The 19,615-nt window shown below is 72.7% G+C and carries 15 protein-coding genes and 1 pseudogene; 9 read left to right on the forward strand and 7 right to left on the reverse strand.

The features are described 5' to 3' along the window. Positions 1 to 25 precede the first annotated feature (25 nt). A complete protein-coding gene (locus IW256_RS13285; RefSeq protein WP_197011252.1) occupies positions 26 to 1,858 on the forward strand; it encodes a phosphoenolpyruvate carboxykinase (GTP) in 1,833 nt (610 codons plus the stop codon). 86 nt (positions 1,859 to 1,944) lie between these two features. Here the strand turns inward: IW256_RS13285 and IW256_RS13290 are convergent, their stop codons facing one another. Beyond that, positions 1,945 to 2,817, reverse strand: a complete 873-nt coding sequence (locus IW256_RS13290) for a GNAT family N-acetyltransferase (RefSeq protein ID WP_197011253.1) — start codon at positions 2,815 to 2,817, stop codon at positions 1,945 to 1,947. 79 nt (positions 2,818 to 2,896) lie between these two features. Between IW256_RS13290 and soxR the strand changes: the two are divergent. After that, positions 2,897 to 3,346: pseudogene (gene soxR, locus IW256_RS13295) on the forward strand (redox-sensitive transcriptional activator SoxR); the annotation flags it as partial. A gap of 329 nt (positions 3,347 to 3,675) precedes the next feature. On the opposite strand, the gene IW256_RS13300 reads toward soxR, so the two are convergent. Then, entirely contained in the window at positions 3,676 to 6,105 is a 2,430-nt protein-coding gene (locus tag IW256_RS13300; RefSeq protein ID WP_197011254.1) for a glycoside hydrolase family 65 protein, read from the reverse strand. Further along, entirely contained in the window at positions 6,102 to 6,854 is a 753-nt protein-coding gene (locus IW256_RS13305; RefSeq protein WP_197011255.1) for a beta-phosphoglucomutase family hydrolase, read from the reverse strand. Before IW256_RS13305 ends, IW256_RS13300 begins: the two co-directional genes overlap by 4 nt. Positions 6,855 to 7,001: 147 nt before the next feature. Between IW256_RS13305 and gndA the strand changes: the two genes are divergently transcribed. Then, positions 7,002 to 8,426, forward strand: coding sequence for an NADP-dependent phosphogluconate dehydrogenase (gene gndA / locus IW256_RS13310; protein ID WP_197011256.1), 1,425 nt, complete (start codon positions 7,002 to 7,004; stop codon positions 8,424 to 8,426). A gap of 17 nt (positions 8,427 to 8,443) precedes the next feature. Here the strand turns inward: gndA and IW256_RS13315 are convergent, their stop codons facing one another. Beyond that, a complete protein-coding gene (locus IW256_RS13315; protein WP_197011257.1) occupies positions 8,444 to 10,216 on the reverse strand; it encodes a hypothetical protein in 1,773 nt (590 codons plus the stop codon). A 182-nt stretch (positions 10,217 to 10,398) separates the two neighbouring features. Here IW256_RS13315 and IW256_RS13320 point away from each other — a divergent pair, with 182 nt between their 5' ends. Next, positions 10,399 to 12,903, forward strand: coding sequence for a DEAD/DEAH box helicase (locus IW256_RS13320; protein WP_197011258.1), 2,505 nt, complete (start codon positions 10,399 to 10,401; stop codon positions 12,901 to 12,903). A 69-nt stretch (positions 12,904 to 12,972) separates the two neighbouring features. After that, on the forward strand, positions 12,973 to 13,773 hold the full coding sequence (locus IW256_RS13325; protein ID WP_197011259.1) for a carbon-nitrogen hydrolase family protein: 801 nt from the start codon (positions 12,973 to 12,975) through the stop codon (positions 13,771 to 13,773). Here IW256_RS13325 and IW256_RS13330 read toward each other — a convergent pair. Together IW256_RS13330 and IW256_RS13335 are read right to left on the reverse strand one after the other, a co-directional pair. Continuing rightward, on the reverse strand, positions 13,766 to 14,911 hold the full coding sequence (locus tag IW256_RS13330) for a tetratricopeptide repeat protein (protein ID WP_197011260.1): 1,146 nt from the start codon (positions 14,909 to 14,911) through the stop codon (positions 13,766 to 13,768). The two genes, IW256_RS13325 and IW256_RS13330, sit on opposite strands and share 8 nt — an antisense overlap. A gap of 46 nt (positions 14,912 to 14,957) precedes the next feature. Continuing rightward, the gene (locus IW256_RS13335) at positions 14,958 to 15,677 is read right to left on the reverse strand and encodes a TetR family transcriptional regulator (RefSeq protein WP_197011261.1); all 720 of its coding nucleotides are present in this window, start codon (positions 15,675 to 15,677) and stop codon (positions 14,958 to 14,960) included. 76 nt (positions 15,678 to 15,753) lie between these two features. Here IW256_RS13335 and IW256_RS13340 point away from each other — a divergent pair, with 76 nt between their 5' ends. Further along, a complete protein-coding gene (locus IW256_RS13340) occupies positions 15,754 to 16,659 on the forward strand; it encodes an alpha/beta hydrolase (RefSeq protein ID WP_197011262.1) in 906 nt (301 codons plus the stop codon). Here the strand turns inward: IW256_RS13340 and IW256_RS13345 are convergent. Beyond that, positions 16,625 to 17,011, reverse strand: a complete 387-nt coding sequence (locus tag IW256_RS13345; protein WP_197011263.1) for a VOC family protein — start codon at positions 17,009 to 17,011, stop codon at positions 16,625 to 16,627. The genes IW256_RS13340 and IW256_RS13345 overlap by 35 nt on opposite strands. 181 nt (positions 17,012 to 17,192) lie before the next feature. Here IW256_RS13345 and IW256_RS13350 point away from each other — a divergent pair, with 181 nt between their 5' ends. The 3 genes from IW256_RS13350 to IW256_RS13360 all read left to right on the forward strand — a co-directional run bounded on the left by IW256_RS13350 (position 17,193) and on the right by IW256_RS13360 (position 19,581). Beyond that, on the forward strand, positions 17,193 to 18,095 hold the full coding sequence (locus IW256_RS13350; RefSeq protein WP_197011264.1) for an RpnC/YadD family protein: 903 nt from the start codon (positions 17,193 to 17,195) through the stop codon (positions 18,093 to 18,095). An 86-nt stretch (positions 18,096 to 18,181) separates the two neighbouring features. Beyond that, positions 18,182 to 18,493 (forward strand): hypothetical protein, encoded by a 312-nt coding sequence (locus IW256_RS13355; protein WP_307828880.1) that lies wholly within the window; start codon positions 18,182 to 18,184, stop codon positions 18,491 to 18,493. A 278-nt stretch (positions 18,494 to 18,771) separates the two neighbouring features. Next, positions 18,772 to 19,581 carry a helix-turn-helix domain-containing protein gene (locus IW256_RS13360; RefSeq protein WP_231403765.1) on the forward strand — a complete coding sequence of 270 codons (810 nt, stop codon included), beginning with the start codon at positions 18,772 to 18,774 and terminating at the stop codon, positions 19,579 to 19,581. Positions 19,582 to 19,615 lie beyond the last annotated feature (34 nt).

Raw genomic sequence — 19,615 nt, forward strand, 5'->3', positions numbered from 1 at the left:
CTGCGAACAGTTGAAGGAGTTGCCCGTGTCCAACCAGGTCACTGCGTCGTCGGGCCTCGGTCTCGATCAGGCCCCCACCAGTCACACCGCGCTGATTGACTGGGTCCGCGGGATCGCCGAGCTGACCCGTCCCGACCGCATCGAATGGTGCGACGGCTCGGAATCCGAATGGGAGCGCCTCACCGGGCTCCTGGTGGAGCAGGGCACGTTCAAACGGCTCAATCCGGAGAAACGACCCAACAGCTTCTACGCCGCGTCCGATCCCAGTGACGTCGCGCGAGTGGAGGACCGGACCTTCATCTGCTCCGAAAAGGAGGAGGACGCCGGTCCGACCAACAACTGGATCGCGCCCGACGAGATGCGGGCGACGTTCGGCGAGCTCTTCAAGGGCTGCATGAAGGGCCGCACCATGTACGTGGTGCCGTTCTGCATGGGGCCGCTGGGCGGCAACATCTCCCAGCTGGGCGTGGAGATCACCGACTCGCCCTACGTGGCGGTGTCGATGAGGATCATGACCCGGATGGGCAGCGAGGCGCTGCGGCTCATCGAGGAGCGCGGCACGTTCGTCAAGGCCGTGCACTCGGTCGGCGCGCCGCTGGAGCCCGGCCAGGCCGACGTGCCGTGGCCGTGCAACTCCACCAAGTACATCTCGCACTTCCCCGAGACCCGGGAGATCTGGTCCTACGGGTCGGGCTACGGCGGCAACGCGCTGCTGGGCAAGAAGTGCTACGCGCTGCGCATCGCCTCGACCATGGCCCGTGACGAGGGCTGGATGGCCGAGCACATGCTCATCCTCAAGCTCACCCCGCCCACCGGGGAGACCCGCTACGTCGCCGCCGCGTTCCCGTCCGCCTGCGGCAAGACCAACCTGGCCATGCTGCAGCCGACCATCCCCGGCTGGAAGGTCGAGACGATCGGCGACGACATCGCCTGGATGCGGTTCGGCGAGGACGGCCGCCTCTACGCGATCAACCCCGAGGCCGGGTTCTTCGGCGTCGCGCCGGGCACCGGCGAGGGCACCAACGCCAACGCGGTCAAGACGCTGTGGGGCAACAGCATCTTCACCAACGTCGCGCTCACCGACGACGGCGACATCTGGTGGGAGGGCCTGACCGAGGAGCCCCCGGCGCACCTGACCGACTGGAAGGGCAACGACTGGACGCCGGAGTCGCCGACCCCGGCCGCCCACCCCAACGCCCGCTTCACCACCCCGGCCGGGCAGTGCCCGATCATCGCGCCCGAGTGGGAGGACCCCAAGGGCGTGCCGATCTCGGCGATCCTGTTCGGCGGCCGGCGGGCCAGCGCGGTGCCGCTGGTCACCGAGTCCTTCGACTGGCAGCAGGGCGTCTTCCTGGGGGCCAACGTGGCCTCGGAGAAGACCGCCGCGGCCGAGGGCAAGGTCGGTGAGCTGCGCCGCGACCCGTTCGCCATGCTGCCGTTCTGCGGCTACAACATGGGCGACTACTTCGGCCACTGGCTGAAGATCGGCCGGTCCACCGACGCCGAGAAGCTGCCCCGCATCTACTACGTCAACTGGTTCCGCAAGAACGCCGACGGCAAGTTCATCTGGCCCGGCTTCGGCGAGAACAGCCGCGTGCTCAAGTGGATCGTGGAGCGCCTCAACGGCCGGGCGGACGCGGTCAAGACCCCGATCGGCCACCTGCCGACCGCCGCCGCCCTCGACACCGACGGGCTGGAGATCGACCCCGCCGACCTGGACACCCTGCTGTCGGTCGACACCGAGGTCTGGAAGCACGAGGCGTCCCTGGTGCCCGAGCACTTCGAGACCTTCGGCGACCACCTGCCCAAGGAGCTGTGGGACGAGTACAAGGCGCTGGTCAACCGCCTGGGCCACTGAGCCGCTGACCGGAGCCCGGTGACGAGCCGGTGACGGGAGCGGGCCGCGCCCCCGAGGGGCACGGCCCGCTCTCTTCCTCCCGGCGGTCAGGGCCGGACGAAGACCAGGTTGCGCGCCGAGCGCCGGAAGCCCACCGAGCGGTACGTGGCGCGGGCGGAGGGGTGGTCGTCGTCACCGCGCGCCGCGACCCGCGCCGTCTCGGCGCCCAGGTCCCGGGCCGCGCGCAGGGCGCCGAGGACGGCGGCGCTCGCCAGCCCGCGCCGCCGGTGGCCGGGGTCGGTGCCCACCGGCTCCAGGACGGCCTCGCGGTTGTGCTCGTCCAGCCAGACCAGGCAGAACGCGGCGGGCATGCCGCCGGGCGCCTCGACCAGCCAGTCGAGCCCGGCCCGGTACGGCCACACACCCATCATCCGCTCGTAGGCGGCGCCGGTGACCCGGGACGGCGCGTCCGGCCGGGAGAACGCGGCCCGGTGCACGGCCGCCCTGGCGGCGGCATCGCCCGGGCCGCGCACGGGCCGCAGCGTGTAGCCGCCGGGGACCCGGGGCTCGGGCAGCCCGTCCAGGTCGCGGCGCAGGTGGATGAAGAACGGGGCGCCGGTCCGCTCCCGGTAGCCGTGCCGCCGCAGCGTCGCGATCAGGTCGGTCTCGGCGTCCAGCACGGTGACGGTCCGGGCGTCCCCCTCGGCGACCTCCTCGAACCAGGCCAGGACCTCCTCGGCCAGCTCCGGGCGGTCCGGGTCGAGCTGCAGGTCGAGCGAACCGGACGGATCCGCCCACGCCCAGGCGAGGACTTCACCGCCGCTCTCCCACAGCGCGGTGGGCAGCGACCGGTCGCGGTCGAGGTGCTGGTGGCGGTACCAGGTCAGCTCGCCGATATGCCAGCGGCTGGTCCGGGGGTCCAGCCGCTGGGTGAGGGACTGCATGGCACGCAGGTCGGCCGGGCCGGAGTAGAGGCGCATGGCGCCGGACGATAGGCCCTCCTCCGGCGAACCTCAACCAATATTCAGAGCGGACGCCGGGGCGGGTTAGGGTGGGCGCATGACACGGCTGGAGCACAGGGTGCACGAGCTGACCGTGGGCCAGCTCGCCGAACGCAGCGGGGTCGCGGTCTCCGCGCTGCACTTCTACGAGTCCAAGGGCCTGATCAGCAGCCGCCGTACGCCCGGCAACCAGCGGCGTTTCAGCCGCGACACGCTGCGCCGGGTCTCGTTCATCAAGATCTCGCAGCGGGTCGGCATCCCGCTCAGCGACATCAAGGCCGCGCTGGCCACCCTCCCCGAGGGACGGACCCCCACGGTGGACGACTGGGCCCGGCTCTCGGAGAACTGGCGCGAGGACCTGGACGCGCGCATCTCCCAGCTGGAACGGCTCCGCGACGATCTCACCGACTGCATCGGCTGCGGCTGCCTGTCCATCCGCAGCTGCGCGCTCGCCAACCCCTACGACCGGCTCGGCGACGAGGGCCCCGGCCCGCGCCGTCTCATGGTGGAGTGCGGCGAGAAGAAGCCGGTGGTCGCCCAGGAACGCGTCCCCGCCAAGACCATCAAGCGCCCTTTGGCGGAGACCGACCCCGGCGCCCCTTCGGACGCCGACGCCGACCCCTGCGCCCCTGCCGACGCCGACCCCTGCGCCCCTGCCGACGCCGACCCCTGCGCCCCTGCCGACGCCGACCCCTGCGCCCCTGCCGACGCCGACCCCTGCGCCCCTGCGCCCGCCGACGCCGACCTCTGCGTCATGCCCGGCGACGGCTGAGCCGGGCCCGCGCCGCCGGGCGGGACGCGCCGGACGGGACCACCGCGTCCCGGCCGGCGCGTCCCTCAGCCCGGTGACGACAGGCTGTCGGCGCCGGGCGGGCCCTCGGTCTCCCGCAGGTGCGGGTCGGTCCGCCGGGGCACCGGCTCGCGGCCCGGCGGCTGGGCGGGCCGGGGCAGCGCCGTCAGCGCGGGGATCGGACGCTCGGCGGGCTCGTCGCCGAGGGTGAACTCGTCCCCGTGATGGCGGATCTTGATCCCGGGCCCCTCCATGAGCTCGTACACGGCGTTCTCCGCCCGCACCGTCACGCGTATCCGGTTGTGCCGGTAGCGGAGCCGGAACGCCAGGCGGCTGATCCCGCCGGGCAGCCGGGGCGCGAACGCCAGGCACCCGTCCGCGGCCCGCATCCCGCCGAACCCGGCGACCAGCCCGCTCCACGCCCCGGCCATCGAGGCGATGTGCAGCCCGTCCCGGGTGTTGCGGGCCAGGTCGTGCAGGTCCATCAGCGCGGTCTCGCCCAGGTAGTCGTGGGCCAGGTCCAGCTGCCCCACCTCCGCCGCCATCACGGCCTGGGTCTGCGCCGACAGCGAGGAGTCCCGTACGGTCAGCCCCTCGTAGTAGTCGAAGTTGCGCCGCTTCTGGTCCGGGGTGAACGCCTCACCGCACAGGTGCATCGCCAGCACCAGGTCCGCCTGCTTGATCACCTGCTTGCGGTAGAGGTCGAAGTAGGGGTAGTTCAGCAGCAGCGGGTAGTGGTCGGGCTTGGTCGCCGCGAAGTCCCACTTGGAGTGGTTGGTGAAGCCCTCGCTCTGGGGATGCACGCGCAGCCGCTGGTCGTAGGGGACGAGCATGGCCGCCGCCGCGTTCCGCCAGGAGGCCGCCTCCTCGGTGCTCACGCCGAGCCGTTCGGCCAGGTCGGGGTGGCGCATCGCCATCGCCGCCGCCTCCTGGAGGTTACGGCGCGCCATGAGGTTGGTGTAGACGTTGTTGTCCACGACCGCGCTGTACTCGTCGGGGCCGGTGACCCCGTCGATGCGGAAGACGCCCTCGACGTCGTGGTGGCCGAGGTCGCGCCACAGCCGCGCGGTCTCCACCAGCAGCGGCAGGCCGACCTCGCACTCGAACCGCTCGTCCCGGGTGGCGTCCACGTACCGCACCACCGCGTCGGCGATGTCGGCGTTGATGTGGAACGCCGCCGTCCCCGCCGGCCAGTAGCCCGAGCACTCCTGGCCGCGGATCGTCCGCCAGGGGAACGCCGCGCCCGCCAGCCCGAGCTGGTGCGCGCGCTCCCGGGCCATGGGCAGGGTCATGTGCCGCCAGGCGAGCGCGTCGGCCGCGGAGTCGGGATGGGTGTAGGTCAGCACCGGCAGGACGAACGTCTCGGTGTCCCAGAAGGTGTGCCCGTCGTAGCCGGGCCCGGTCAGCCCCTTGGCGGGGATCATCCGGCGCTCGGCGCGGGCGCCGGCCTGCAGGATGTGGAACAGCCCGAACCGGACGGCCTGCTGCACCTCGGCGTCGCCGTCGACCTCCACGTCCGCGCCGCGCCAGAAGTCGTCCAGGTACTCGCGCTGCTGTTCGAGCAGCCCCTCCCAGCCGGTGTGCCGGGCCGCGGCCAGCGCCGCCACCACCTGGTCGTGCAGCGCGGGCCGGGACCGCTGGGAGGACCACCCGTACGCCAGGTACTTGACGATCCGCAGCCGCTGCCCCGGCTCCAGCTCGGTGGCCACGGTCATGCGGCCCACGTCGGGGGAGCTCTCGGCGTCCACCGCCGTCCGGCCGGGCCCGTCGATCTCGTGCGACATCCCGGCGGCCATCCGCAGCCCGCTCCGGCGCGTCCGGTGCACCAGGATGACCTTGGTGCCGTTGTGCACGTGCTCCTCGCCGACCAGCGGGGACTCCAGCGCGGCGGCCACCCGCGGGTCGTCGCCGAGATCGGGCAGCGACTCGTTGGCCACCAGCTCCGACTGCGCCACCACCCGCAGCGGCCGGTCCACCGGCTCGACCTCGTAGCGGATCGCCGCCACCGCCCGCTGGGTCAGCGAGACCAGCCGGACCGAGCTGATCCGGACCCGGCACCCGGCCGGGGACGTCCACTCCACCCGCCGGGTCAGCGTGCCCGCGCGCAGGTCCAGCACCCGCTCGTGCTCGTGCAGCCGCCCGTAGCGGACGTCGAACGGCTCGTCGTCCACCAGCAGCCGGATCAGCTTGCCGTTGGTGACGTTGATGACCGTCTGCCCGGACTCGGGGTAGCCGTACCCGGCCTCCGCGTACGGCAGGGGGCGCTGCTCGAAGAAGGAGTTGAGGTAGCTGCCGGGGAGCCCGTGCGGCTCCCCCTCGTCGAGGTTGCCGCGCAGGCCCAGATGCCCGTTGGACAGGGCGAACACCGACTCGCCCTGGGCCAGCCGGTCCAGCCGCAGCTCCGGCTCCCGCACGCACCACGGCTCGACCGCGTACACCGGCCGGTCGGAGGCGCCCCTGCCTTCGTGATCGGTCACCGCTTCTCCTCCAGCAGTTCGGACAGGTCGTCCACGACCACATCCGCGCCGTGCTCGGCCAGCGCGGCGGCGTGCTCGCCGTCCACCCGGTTGACGCCCACCACGTAGGCGAAGCCGCCGGCGCGGCCCGCCTCCACGCCCGCCAGGGCGTCCTCGAAGACCACCGCCCGCGCCGGCTCCACGCCGACCTCCCGCGCCCCCGCGACGAAGGTGTCCGGCGCCGGCTTGCCCGGCAGGCCGCGTTCGGCGGCGACGACCCCGTCGATCCGCGCGTCGAACAGGTCGGTGATGCCCACCGACTTCAGCACCTGCAGGGTGTTGGCGCTGGAGGACACCACGGCGGTCTTCAGGCCCGCCGCGCGGGCGCGCCGCACGTAGTCGATCGAGCCCTCGAAGGTCTCCACGCCGCGTTCCTCGATGAACTTCAGCACCAGCGCGTTCTTGCGCCGGCCCAGCCCGTGGACGGTCTCGGCCTCCGGCGGGTCGCCGGGCGTCCCGTCCGGCAGGGCGATGCCCCGCGACTCCAGGAACGAGCGCGTGCCGTCCTCGCGCCGCTTGCCGTCCACGTAGGCGCCGTAGTCCTTCACGGGGTCGAACGGCACGAACGGCTCCCCCGTCCGTTCCGCCCGCTCCCGCAGGAACGCGTCGAACATCTCCTTCCACGCCGCCGCGTGCACCGCGGCGGTACGGGTCAGCACCCCGTCCAGGTCGAACAGGCAGGCCGCGGCCTCTTCCGGCAGTCCCAGCATCGCTCCCCTTCCGGCGGAACGCCATGAGTCGTTCACGGTCCGGCCCTTTCCCACCCGGAACAAGCCCATGCCCCGGCGGGTTGCCCGAACGGGAGGCGTTCCCCCCTCTACGACGAGGGTAGGCGCGAAAACATGAGGAGAGAGTCAATGGACGAGGCGCGCATCGGCGTCACCGGGCTTGCCGTCATGGGCCGTAACCTGGCCCGCAACCTCGCCCGGCACGGCCATGCCGTCGCGGTGCACAACCGCACCCCGTCCCGGACCGAGGCGCTGGTCCGGGAGTTCGGGGACGAGGGCGTCTTCGTGCCCGCCGAACGGCCCGAGGACTTCGTGGCGTCCCTGGAACGCCCCCGGCGGCTGGTGATCATGGTGAAGGCGGGCGCGCCCACCGACGCGGTCATCGAGGAGTTCGCGCCGCTGCTGGAGCCCGGCGACATGATCGTCGACGGCGGGAACGCGCACTTCGCCGACACGCGCCGCCGCGAGGCCGCGCTCCGCGAGCGGGGGCTGCACTTCGTCGGCGCCGGGATCTCCGGCGGTGAGGAGGGCGCCCTGCACGGCCCCAGCATCATGCCGGGCGGCTCGGCGGAGTCGTACGAGGCCCTCGGCCCGCTCCTGGAGGACATCGCCGCCGACGTCGACGGCACCCCCTGCTGCGTGCACGTCGGCCCCGACGGCGCCGGGCACTTCGTGAAGATGGTGCACAACGGCATCGAGTACGCCGACATGCAGCTGATCGCCGAGTCCTACGACCTGCTGCGCCACGCCGCCGGGCTGTCCCCGGCCGAGATCGCCGAGGTGTTCCGCACCTGGAACACCGGCCGGCTGGAGTCCTACCTCATCGAGATCACCGCCGAGGTCCTGGCGCACACCGACGCCGCCACCGGCCGCCCGTTCGTGGACGTCGTCCTGGACCAGGCCGAGCAGAAGGGCACCGGCCGCTGGACCGTGCAGACCGCCCTGGACCTGGGCGTCCCGGTCGGCGGCATCGCCGAGGCCGTGTTCGCCCGGTCGGTGTCGGGACACGCCGCGCTGCGCGAGGCCGCCCAGGGGCTGCCCGGCCCCGCCCGGTCCCGGGTGAAGGAGTCCGGCTTCGCCGACGCCGTGGAGAAGGCCCTCTACGCCTCCAAGATCGTCGCGTACGCGCAGGGCTTCCACCAGATCCAGGCGGGCAGCGCCGAGTACGGCTGGGACATCGACCCGGGCGCGATGGCCACCATCTGGCGCGGCGGCTGCATCATCCGCGCTCGCTTCCTCGACCGCATCCGCGCCGCCTACGAGGCCGACCCGCGGACCCCGACCCTGCTGACCGACGACCACTTCGCCGAGGCCCTCGGCGGCGCCCAGGACGCCTGGCGCGAGGTGGTGGCCACCGCCGCCCGCCTGGGCATCCCCGCCCCGGGCTTCTCCACGGCCCTGTCCTACTACGACTCGCTGCGCGCCGAACGCCTGCCCGCAGCCCTCACTCAAGGCCAGCGGGACTTCTTCGGCGCCCACACCTACCGCCGTACGGACCGCGACGGGTCGTTCCACACCCTCTGGGGCGGTGACCGTTCCGAGACCCCCGCCTGACGCGCCGTCCGCCGTGATCAGCCGGTGTCGACCTCCAGGTTGAAGAGGTGGCCGATGGCCTCCTCCGCCAGCGGCCCGAGCATCCGGTGGTACAGCTCCTCGGCGTGCTCCTCCTCGAGCCGCATGGACGTGGCCTCGTCGAACCCGAGCAGGGCCAGGGCCGCCGGCAGGCAGAGCGCTTGGGCCAGATGCCGCCGCCACCAGCGTTGCGTGACGGCCCGCAGCACGTGCCTCTCCAGGTCCCGCGTCACCACGCTCCCGAGGTCGCGCTCGCGCCGGTCGTAGGCGGCCAGCGCCTCGGCGCGGAGCCGGGCGGCGAGGCGTCGCCCGGAGAGCGGGCGGCCGCCTCGCCTGGCCAGGTCGCCGGCGGTGACGGAGATCGGGCAGACGCGCCCGAGAGCGGTGAGCGACGCCTCCAGCTCCGCGTGCCCGGCCGCGGCCGGGAGGCGCGCCACATGATCGTCGACGATCTCGCCGATCATCTCGGTGATCTCCTCCGGCCGTGCCCCTTCCCGTTCCGGTTCACCGGGGGCCCGGACGAGGGAGTCGACGCGGTCGACGCGGTCGAAGAGCGCGCGGCGCTGCTCGTCGAGGACGAAGCGGTGCCGCGCACGGCGTTCGAACTCGTCCGCGTCCGGGACTCCTGACCCGGACGGGCCGTACTCGGACGGGCCGTACTCGGACGAGTCGGACCCGGATGGGCCGTCCGCCGGGTGGAGGGGCGGGACCGCGACGACCGGGAGGGCGTAGACGCGCCGGTAGAGGGCCTCCTGAGCCGCGGCGCCCGCCGAGACGCCCGACAGCGCCTCGTACCCGCGCAGGAAGCCGCCGACGGTGATCCGGTCGATCACCGGCGTCCCGTCGGTGCCCGCGGGCACCGGCGGCGGGTCCGGTTGCAGGAAGGAGTGGAGGTGCGCCAGCAGGACGGCGTCGGCCTCCGGGTCGAGCGCGTCCCCGCCCAGCCGTTCCCTGACCTTGCGGATCCCCGGCCTGAGCAGCCTGGGGCCGTGCGGGCCGGCCGCGTGGTCGCCCTCGTCCAGCAGGGCGGCGATCTGCGCCGCGAGCGCCCGTTCCCTGGCGTTCCACTCCAGCACCTCCTCGTCCGGGCCGGCGATGAACATCGCCGTGTCGAAGCCGTCGACGAGCAGCGTGCCGATGCCGTTCACGATGGCGACGGCCCGGGCGGCGTCGACGCTCTCCGCCCCGAGGGAGCCCAGGTCGTCACGGAGCCGGGCGTACCCGAGCTCCTGCACGCCGCCATAGACGACGTCGGCCCGGTGCGCCGACCGCCGCCCGGCGTGGTCCAGGCCCGGCCGCAGCAGGCCGACCCGCAGCCCGAGCATCCGGTGGACCGGTCCCGTCCACGTCGCGTCCCGCTCCGCGCGCTCGTCGTCGACCGTGACGAGATGGGGCCGCAGCCCCTCCAGCGCGGCCAGGTAGGCGGGGAACAGGCAGGCGAGGGCCCCGTCCTCCTCCGGGCCGAGGTCCGCGACGTTCTCGAAGGCCATCGCGAGGCCGGCCAGGAGCAGCCCCCGGTGCGGCCGGGTCCCCAGCGCCCGCCGCGCCGCCTCCCGCGCCGTCGCGAACGCCTCCATGAGCACCTCGTGCCGCGGCTCGCCGGCCGCGAGCCGCTCGCGGTAGGCGCCGGTGAGGGCGCCCAGCTCCGCATCGGTCCGGCGGGGGAGGTCCTTCCCGAGCTCCTCCACCCAGTCCGCGATCTTCTCGAAGTCGCCGAGCGCCCTCCGGGCCGTGGTCCGGCCCCGGAGGGCCGGCCGCCGCGCATCGCCCATGACGCTCCCTCCCCACGGCCGGACACACCGCTGACCGGCACTGATGATCAACATGATGACGGGCGTCCCGGTGCCCGCCGCGCGCCTGACCTCAACCGGCCGCGCGCGGCCGCCCGGCGCGGCCCCGCTCCGGGGGGCCGTGTCCGGACCATCCAGTGGGCGAACGGGGGCAGGATGGAGGGGTGAACCTCATCGATCAGCTTCCCTCCGCCGCAGACGCCGACCCCGACTCGCTGTTCGAGGCGTTCGAGCGATGGGTGTCCGGGCGCGGCATCACGCTGTACCCGGCGCAGGAGGAGGCGCTCATCGAGGTGGTGTCCGGCGCCAACGTGATCCTGTCCACCCCGACCGGGTCGGGCAAGAGCCTGGTCGCGGCGGGGGCGCTGTTCGCCGGGCTGAGCCGCGACCAGGTCGGGTTCTACACCGCGCCGATCAAGGCGCTGGTGTCGGAGAAGTTCTTCGACCTGTGCGAGATGTTCGGCCGCGAGAACGTCGGGATGATGACCGGCGACGCCAGCGTCAACGCCGACGCCCCGATCATCTGCTGCACCGCCGAGGTGCTGGCCAACATCGCCCTGCGGGACGGCGCCGACGCCGACATCGGCGTGGTGGTGATGGACGAGTTCCACTTCTACGCCGAGCCCGAACGCGGCTGGGCCTGGCAGGTCCCGCTGCTGGAGCTGCCGCAGACCCAGTTCCTGCTGATGTCGGCCACCCTGGGCGACGTCACGTTCTTCCAGAAGGACCTGACCCGGCGGACCGGGCGGCCGACGGCGCTGGTCACCTCCGCCGAACGGCCCGTGCCGCTCATCTACGACTACCGGGTCACGCCGCTGCACGAGACCATCGAGGAACTGCTGGCCGAACGGAAGGCGCCGATCTACCTGGTGCACTTCACCCAGGCCGCGGCGATCGAACGGGCGCAGGCCCTGATGAGCATCAACGTGTGCAGCAAGGAGGAGAAGGCGAAGATCGCCGAGCTGATCGGCGGCTTCCGCTTCACCACCAGGTTCGGCCGCAACCTGTCGCGCTTCGTCCGGCACGGCATCGGCGTCCACCACGCCGGGATGCTGCCCAAGTACCGGCGGCTGGTGGAACGGCTGGCGCAGGCCGGGCTGCTCAAGGTCATCTGCGGCACCGACACCCTGGGCGTCGGGGTGAACGTGCCGATCCGCACCGTGGTGTTCACCGCGCTGAGCAAGTACGACGGGCACCGGGTGCGGCGGCTGCGGGCCCGCGAGTTCCACCAGATCGCCGGCCGCGCCGGCCGGGCGGGCTTCGACACCGTGGGGTTCGTGGTCGCCCAGGCCCCCGAGCACGTCGTGGAGAACGAGAAGGCGCTGGCCAAGGCCGGCGACGACCCCAAGAAGCGGCGCAAGGTCCAGCGCAAGAAGCCCCCGGAGGGTTTCGTGGGCTGGGACGAGGACACCTTCCGCAAGCTCCAGGACGCCGAACCGGAGATGCTCCGCTCCCGGTTCGAGGTCAGCCACGCGATGCTGCTGTCGGTGATCGCCCGTCCCGGCAACGCGTACCAGGCGATGAAACGGCTGCTCACCGACAACCACGAGGACCCCGCCGCGCGGCGCCGGCACATCTCCCGGGCCATCGCGATCTACCGGTCGCTGCTGGCCGGCGGCGTGGTGGAGACCCTGGAGGAGCCGGACGAGCAGGGGCGGTACGCCCGGATCACGGTGGACCTGCAGGAGGACTTCGCGCTCAACCAGCCGCTGTCCACGTTCGCCCTGGCCGCCTTCGAGGTGCTGGACCCCGGCTCGCCGTCGTACGCGCTGGACGTGCTGTCGGTGATCGAGGCGACGCTGGACGACCCGCGGCAGATCCTGGCGGCCCAGCTCAACAAGGCGCGCGGCGAGGCAGTCCAGGAGATGAAGGCCGAGGGGATCGAGTACGAGGAGCGGATGGAGCTGCTCCAGGACGTCGACCACCCCAAGCCGCTGGAGGAGGAGCTGGAGGCCGCCTACGAGATCTACCGCGCGGGCCACCCGTGGGTGGGCGACCACCCGCTGCGGCCCAAGTCGGTGGTCCGCGACATGTACGAGCGGGCGATGACCTTCACCGAGTACATCGCCCACTACGAGCTGGCGCGGGGCGAGGGCCTGGTGCTGCGCTACCTGTCGGGGGCCTACAAGGCGCTGCAGCAGACCGTCCCGGAATCGATCAAGACCGACGACCTGATCGACCTGATCGAGTGGCTGGGCGAGCTGGTCCGCCAGGTCGACTCCAGCCTGCTGGACGAGTGGGAGCAGCTGGCCCATCCGGGCGACGACCCCACCGAGGTGATCGAGGAACGGGTCACCCGGGTCACCGCGAACGCCCGCGCGTTCCGGGTGCTGGTGCGCAACGCGCTGTTCCGCCGGGTCGAGCTGGCCGCTCTGGAGCGCTACGCCGAGCTGGGCGAGCTGGACCCCGAGCTGGGCGCGGACGGCTGGCGGGAGGCCATGGAGGGCTACTGGGAGGAGCACGACGACCTCTTCACCGGCCCGGACGCCCGCGGCCCCAAGCTGCTGCAGATCGAGGAGGTCCCCGAGGACGCCCTCTGGCGGGTCCGGCAGGTCTTCGACGACCCGGCCGGCGACCACGACTGGGGGATCACCGCCGAGGTGGACCTGGCCGGCTCGGACGAGGCGGGCGAGGCGGTCGTCAAGGTCACCGCCGTCGACCGGCTGTGACCCCGGCGGCGGCCTCTGGGATCATGAGGCCGGGGGCGTGCACGCCTCCGAGGAGACGAGGAGGTCGGCATGGTGCGGGTCGCCGTCGCGCAGTTCCCCGCGGGTGAGGACAAGGACGCCAACCTGGCCGCCGCCGGCGCCCTGGTCGCGGAGGCCGCGGGCCGCGGCGCCCGGCTGGTCGTGCTGCCCGAGTTCGCGATGTTCGCCGCGTCCCGGCTGGACGAGCGGTACGTGGCCGCGGCCGAGCCGCTGGACGGCCCGTTCGTCCGCGGGCTCGGCGAGCTGGCCGCCCGCCACGGCGCGCACGTCGTCGCCGGTGTCGCCGAGAGCCTGGACGAGCCGGGCCGGATCGCCAACACTCTCGTCGCCCTGGACCCGTCCGGCGCCCTCGCCGCCCGCTACGGCAAGGTGCACCTGTACGACGCGTTCGGCTACAAGGAGTCGGACCTGGTCCGGCCGGGCGACCTCGGGCCGCCGCAGACCTTCGACGTCGAGGGCGTCACGTTCGGCATGCAGACCTGCTACGACGTGCGGTTCCCGGAGATGACCCGCCTGCTGGTGGACGCCGGCGCGGACGCGGTCGCGCTGCCCGCCCAGTGGGTGCCCGGCCCGCTCAAGGAGGACCACTGGCGCACCCTGGTCCGGGCCCGCGCCATCGAGAACACGATCTACGTCGCCGCCGCCGACCAGTGCGCGCCCGCCGGGGCCGGCAACAGCATGATCATCGACCCGATGGGCGTGGTCGTGGCGTCCCTGGGCGAGGGCACCGGCACCGCCGCCGGCGAGATCTCCCCGGGCCGCCTCGCCGAGGTCCGCGAGAAGAACCCGGCCCTGCGGCTGCGCCGCTTCGGCGTGACCCCGCTCAGCTGACCGCCAGCGCCCGGATCTCCGCGATCTCCTCCTCGGCGGCGTCCAGCTCGGCGGCGCGTTCGGCCAGCGCCGGGATCTCCGCGTGCCGGCCGTGCCCGGCGAGGAACCTGGCGTAGGCGACCGCGCACGACGGATCGCCGCCCTCCAGCCCCGCGCGCAGGTACCGTTCGGCCTCGTCCTCGCGGCCCAGGCTCGACAGGACGCGCGCCATCGGCAGGTAGGCGTCCCGGTCGCCGTCCTCGGCCGCGCGGCGGTAGCGGCCCAGCGCCTCCGGCAGGCGTTCGCGCTCCTCCAGCCAGGCCGCGTACGCGAAGTCGGCCTCCTCATCGGCGGCGTCCACGGCCACCTGGAGGGCCGCCTCCACCACGGACGGCTCCTCGTCCCGGTCGACCAGGTAGCGGGCGTAGGCGGTGTGCGCCCCGGCGACGCCGTGCCCGATGGCCCGCCGGAGGTACGTCGCGCAGGCCGCGTCGTCCCCGGCCTCGTCCTCCAGCTCCGCCAGCGACAGCAGCTTCTCGTGCTGCCCCTCTTCCGCGGCGATCCGCAGCCAGCGGCGGCCCTCGGCAAGGTCGCCGTCCTCCCACGCCATGGTCCCGAGGTTGCCCGCCGCCAGGTCGTCCCCGGCCAGGTACGCCTGGACGAGCAGGCCGCGCGCCTCGTCCCGGCGCTCGGGATCGTCGCTGAGGAAGGCCGCCAGGTCGTTGGCGGCGTACGGGTCGCCCTCGCCCAGGGCGGTGCGGTACCAGGACTCGGCCTCCGCCCGGCACCCGGAGCGGTCGTCGCTCAGCACGTGCCCCAGCAGCCTCGCGAGGTAGGTGTGCCCCCGGGCCAGCCCGGACCGCAGCACCTCCTCGGCCTCGTCGACGCGGCCGGTCGAGCGGAGCAGCTCGGCGAGCCGCTCGTCGCCGTTCCAGTCCTCGCCCGAGGCCATGGAGGCGCGGAACAGCCGCTCCGCCTCGGCCGGATCCTCGCCCCAGCGCAGCAGCGCGTCCCCGTACTCGACCCCGGCCCCGGTCACCCCCTCGGCCATGGCCTCGAGGTACAGCGACCGGGCGGCCTCACGGTCGCCCCGCGCCTCCAGCTCGTCGGCGCGCTCCCAGAGGTCGTCCCCGTTCGCCGGGCCACATCCGTCGGCCATGATCCGAGCGTACGCCGCCACGATTCTCGAAACCAAATTCTCAGAACTAGGTTTTGAGACAGCGGTAGACCGTGGCCCGGGAGACGCCGAACCGCGCGGCGATCTCGTCGGCCCTCCGCCCGGCCGCGTACAGCTCCCGGGCCTGGGCGGCCTCCGCCTCGCTCAACGCCGCGGGCCGCCCGCCCGCGCGTCCCCGGGGCCGTCCCCGCGCCGGCTCCCCGCCCTCCGGCGGCGCGTTCAGCAGGGCCCACGCCCCGTCCAGGACGAGCCGCCTGAGCCGTGCGGCGGGGACGTCGCGAAAGGCGATGATGGGATCGCCGAGGGCGGCGACCACCTGGGCCGCCCGCACCCGCTGCTCCAGCCCTCCGTCGGGGCCGCACACCAGGTCGCCCGCCAGCAGGAGGACGGCCTTGAACCGATCGGCCACCGGCGCCTGGACGAGCAGCGTCATGTCCCGGATGAGCATGACCAGCGTCCGCCGGTGCCGCAGGCTCACGTCCACGTACCCCTCGATCGCCCGCCGCCGCACCGTCTCGGGGTCGTCCTGGGCCTCCGCCTCGGCGAGCGCCGCCTCCAGCTCGTCCAGCAGGGGCAGCGTGAGGTGGCGCAGGATGTCGTCCTTGGACTCGAAGTGGTAGTAGAGGGCGGCCTTGGTGATGCCGACCTCCCGCGCGATCGCCTGCATGGAGGTCCCGCGGAAGCCGCGCTCGGCGAACAGGGTGCTCGCGGCGTCGAGGATCCTGCGCGGGGTGGCGGTCTCGTTCATGGCCCTCCCGAGTGCACTTACCGCGAGTCTAATACTCTGCTAGTCTCCTGACCTCCGGTCAGTGAAGGGGGCGGGTATGCCCGAATCGACAGCGGTGTCCTTCGAGTCGGGCGCCGTCCGGCTCCGGGGACGCCTCCACCTGCCGCCCGGCCGTCCGGGCCCGGTGCCCTGCGTCGTCCTGTGCCACGGGTTCAGCGGCACCATGGACAGGCTCGTCCCGCACGCGGAGGCGTTCGCCGCCGCCGGGATGGCGGCCCTGGTGTTCGACTACCGCAACTTCGGCGAGAGCGGTGGCGAGCCGCGCCAACTGGTCGACATCGACGGGCAGCGGCAGGACGTGCGCGCGGCGATCGCCTTCGCCCGCGCCCGCGAGGAGATCGACCCCGGCCGCGTCCTCCTGTGGGGCAACTCGCTCGGCGGCGCCCACGCCATCGTCGTCGCGGCGGACGATCCCCGCGTCCCGGCGGTGGTGGCCCAGATCCCGTTCAACGGATTCCCGCGCAAGGTCGAGGGCCGCTCGGCCTGGGCGACCCTGAGGCTCCAGGCCGCCATCCTCTGGGACGCGGCCCGGGGGAGGCTCGGGCTGAGCCCGTACTACATCCCCATGATCGGCGCCCCCGGCGAACTGGCCGTCACCGCCACCGCGGAGGCCGAACGGCACATCCGCACGCTCAGCGGCGACGGGCAGACCCTCTGGCGCAACAGCATCGCCCCCCGGGCCTTCCTCCGGATGATGCGCTACCGCCCCGGCGACGCCGCCGAGCGCCTGCGCGCCCCTCTCCTCGTCTGCATCGCCGCCGATGACCACGAGACCCCCGAGGAGAAGACCCGGGCCCTGGCCGAGCGCGCCCCGGACGGCGAACTGCGGCGCTATCCCGGGACGCACTTCGGCTTCTACAACGACCCCGCCATCCGCGAGGCCGTCCTGACGGACCAGATCGCCTTCTTCACCCGCTGGGCCACCCCCCGTACGGAACGGTGAGCACCTCCATCGCGTGGCCGCTGGGGTCCTCGAAGTACACGCCGCGCCCGCCGTCCCGCGTGTTGATCTCGCCGGCCCCGCTCCCGTCCGGGTTGGCGTGGTAGCGGGCGCCCGACTCCTTGATCCTGGCGAAGATCCCGTCGAACTCCTCCTCCGGCACCAGGAAGGCGCAGTGCTGCCACCGGACGTCGTCGGAGTCCATGAAGTCGAGCGTCACCCCGTTCCCGGTCCGCACCGGGACGAACGGCCCCTGCTGCGCCCCCGCCTCCAGGCCGAGGATCCGCGCGAGGAACTCGGCGGACGCCTTCTTGTCCCTGGCCGGGACGATGATGTGATCGAGCTGGATCGACATGGTGAAACCTCCTCACCCCCGAGTCTCCAACCTCAACCGTTCTTGAGGTCAACCCCTCACTGACATTGCACCGCACAAAGCCCGACAACCGGTGAATCACCCATTTCGAAATAACCGATCAATTTCCTCATCTCGCCGTTCTGACTCCACTCGAACGGCCATGTGGTTATCGTCCTTTCTCATGCCGAGTGCAAAGCATGAAACCGTTTCCGAATTGTTCCGGCAGCGTCCCGTACTCGCCGCCGAGATACTGGACGGTCCCCTCGGGCTGCCCCTGCCCGCCTTCCGCGAGGCCCGTCTCAGGTCGGAGAACATCACCGACGACCGGCTGGCCGAGCTGCGGGCCGACGCCGTCATCGAGTTCCGGGCGGACGGCAGGGTCTTCGCGGTCATCGTCGAGGTGCAACTCGGCAACGACCCGGACAAGCACTTCAGCTGGCCCGCCTACCTCATGGGACTGCGCGCCAGGCTGAAATGCACGGTCATCCTGCTGGTGATCTGTCCTGACACCGCGACGGCGCGGTGGTGCGGCCGTCCGATCGACTGCGGGCATCCGGGCATGACGCTCACACCGCTCGTGGTGGGGCCGGGCAACGTCCCCCACGTGACCGACGGTGCCCAGGCCGCGGCCAACCCCGAGCTGGCCGTGCTGTCGGCGCTCGTGCACGGCGCCGGCCCGGACGGTAGAAAGGTGCTGTCGGCACTGCCCAGTGCTTACCCTGTGCTCGATGACGATCACCGTGCGAGATACCATGACCTCGTGAACGCGGCCCTTCCCGAAGTGGCCCGGCGCTATCTGGAGGAGCAGTTGACGCTCAAGGGATACGAGTACCAGAGCGACTTCGCCCGCAAGTACTTCGACGACGGCAAGGCAGAGGGCAAAGCCGAAGGCAAGGCAGAGGGCAAGGCGGAGGGGCGGTCGGAGGCGGCTGCGCGGATGATCCTCGCGGTGTTGCGGGGGCGTGGGCTGTGTGTGCCCGATGAGGTGCGGGAGCGCATCGTCGGGTGCGCGGATTTCGAGCAGCTCATGGTCTGGCATGAGCGGTCGCTGAGTGTCGCCTCGGCCAAGGAGCTGTTCGACTGAGCGGCCGTGAGGCCGTCCCGAGGCCCGGTGCCCTGTGCCGGTGGTCCGGGTGCTCGCCTGAGCGTGCTCGCTGACCGCCGGACCTCGTGAACGCGGCCCTTCCCGAAGTGGCCCGGCGCTATCTGGAGGAGCAGTTGACGCTCAAGGGATACGAGTACCAGAGCGACTTCGCCCGCAAGTACTTCGACGACGGCAAGGCCGAAGGCAAGGCGGAGGGCAAGGCGGAGGGGCGGTCGGAGGCGGCTGCGCGGATGATCCTCGCGGTGTTGCGGGGGCGTGGGCTGTGTGTGCCCGATGAGGTGCGGGAGCGCATCGTCGGGTGCGCGGATTTCGAGCAGCTGATGGTCTGGCATGAGCGGTCGCTGAGTGTCGCCTCGGCCAAGGAGCTGTTCGACTGAGCGGCCGTGAGGCCGTCCCGAGGCCCGGTGCCCTGTGCCGGTGGTCCGGGTGCTCGCCTGAACGTGCTCGCTGACCGCCGCCGCAGACTCCCGGACGCTGGAACGCCTTTGTGGGTTGGGGTTCTGGTGGGGCCGGTGGGAGAGTGGCGGGGCGCGTGACGGGTGTGCGCGCCGGGGATCATTGTGAGATTCTCGGGAGGTCGGCGGCGCGCGGGATGGACATGAGCACAGGGCGAACGGCGGGTGGTCCGGATTCGGCCGGGCCCACGGTGGCGCGGATGTTGCTGGGCGGGCGCCTGCGCCGGCTGCGCGAGGCGCGTGGGATCACCCGCGAGGCGGCGGGGGAGGCGATCCGGGCCTCCCACTCCAAGATCAGCCGCCTGGAGCTGGGGCGCACCGGGTTCAAGACGCGGGACGTGGAGGACCTCCTCACCCTGTACGGCGTCACCGGCGAGGACGAGCGCAAAGGGCTGCTGGACCTGGTGCGGCAGGCGCGCGAGACCGGATGGGTGCACGAGTACAACGACGTCATCCCGGGCTGGCAGGAGACCCGGCTGGAGCTGGAGCAGGCGTCCAGCCTGATCCGCGGGTACGAGCTGCAGTTCGTGCCGCCGCTGCTGCGGACCGAGGAGTACGCCCGCGCGGTGCTGTCGTTCGACGACGGCGGGGTGGCTCTGGAACGGCGCCTGGAGCTGCTGATGCGGTGCCAGGAGCTGCTGCTCGGCCCCGAGCCGGCCCGCCTGTGGGTCGTCGTCGACGAGGCCGCGCTGCGCCGCCGGCTGGGCGACCGGGACGTCATGCGCCGGCAGCTGACCCGTCTGATGGAGCTGGCCGAGCTGCCGCACATCACCGTGCAGGTGATGCCGTTCACGACCGGGGCGGCGGCCGGCGGGGCGATCACCCTCCTGCGTTTCGGTGAGCCCGAGCTGGGCGACGTGGTGTTCCTCGACCAGCTCACCAGCTCGCTGTGCCTGGACAAGCCCGCCGACATCTACCACTACCGCCAGGTGATGGACCGTTTGAGCGCGCGGGCCGAGCCGCCCGGCGCGACCGTCACCGTCCTGCACGAGGTCCTCAAGAGCATGTGAGCAGAGGCGAGTTCTGCGCGGAGAAGGAAGGCGA

Source organism: Actinomadura viridis, from assembly GCF_015751755.1.
Lineage (GTDB): Bacteria > Actinomycetota > Actinomycetes > Streptosporangiales > Streptosporangiaceae > Spirillospora > Spirillospora viridis.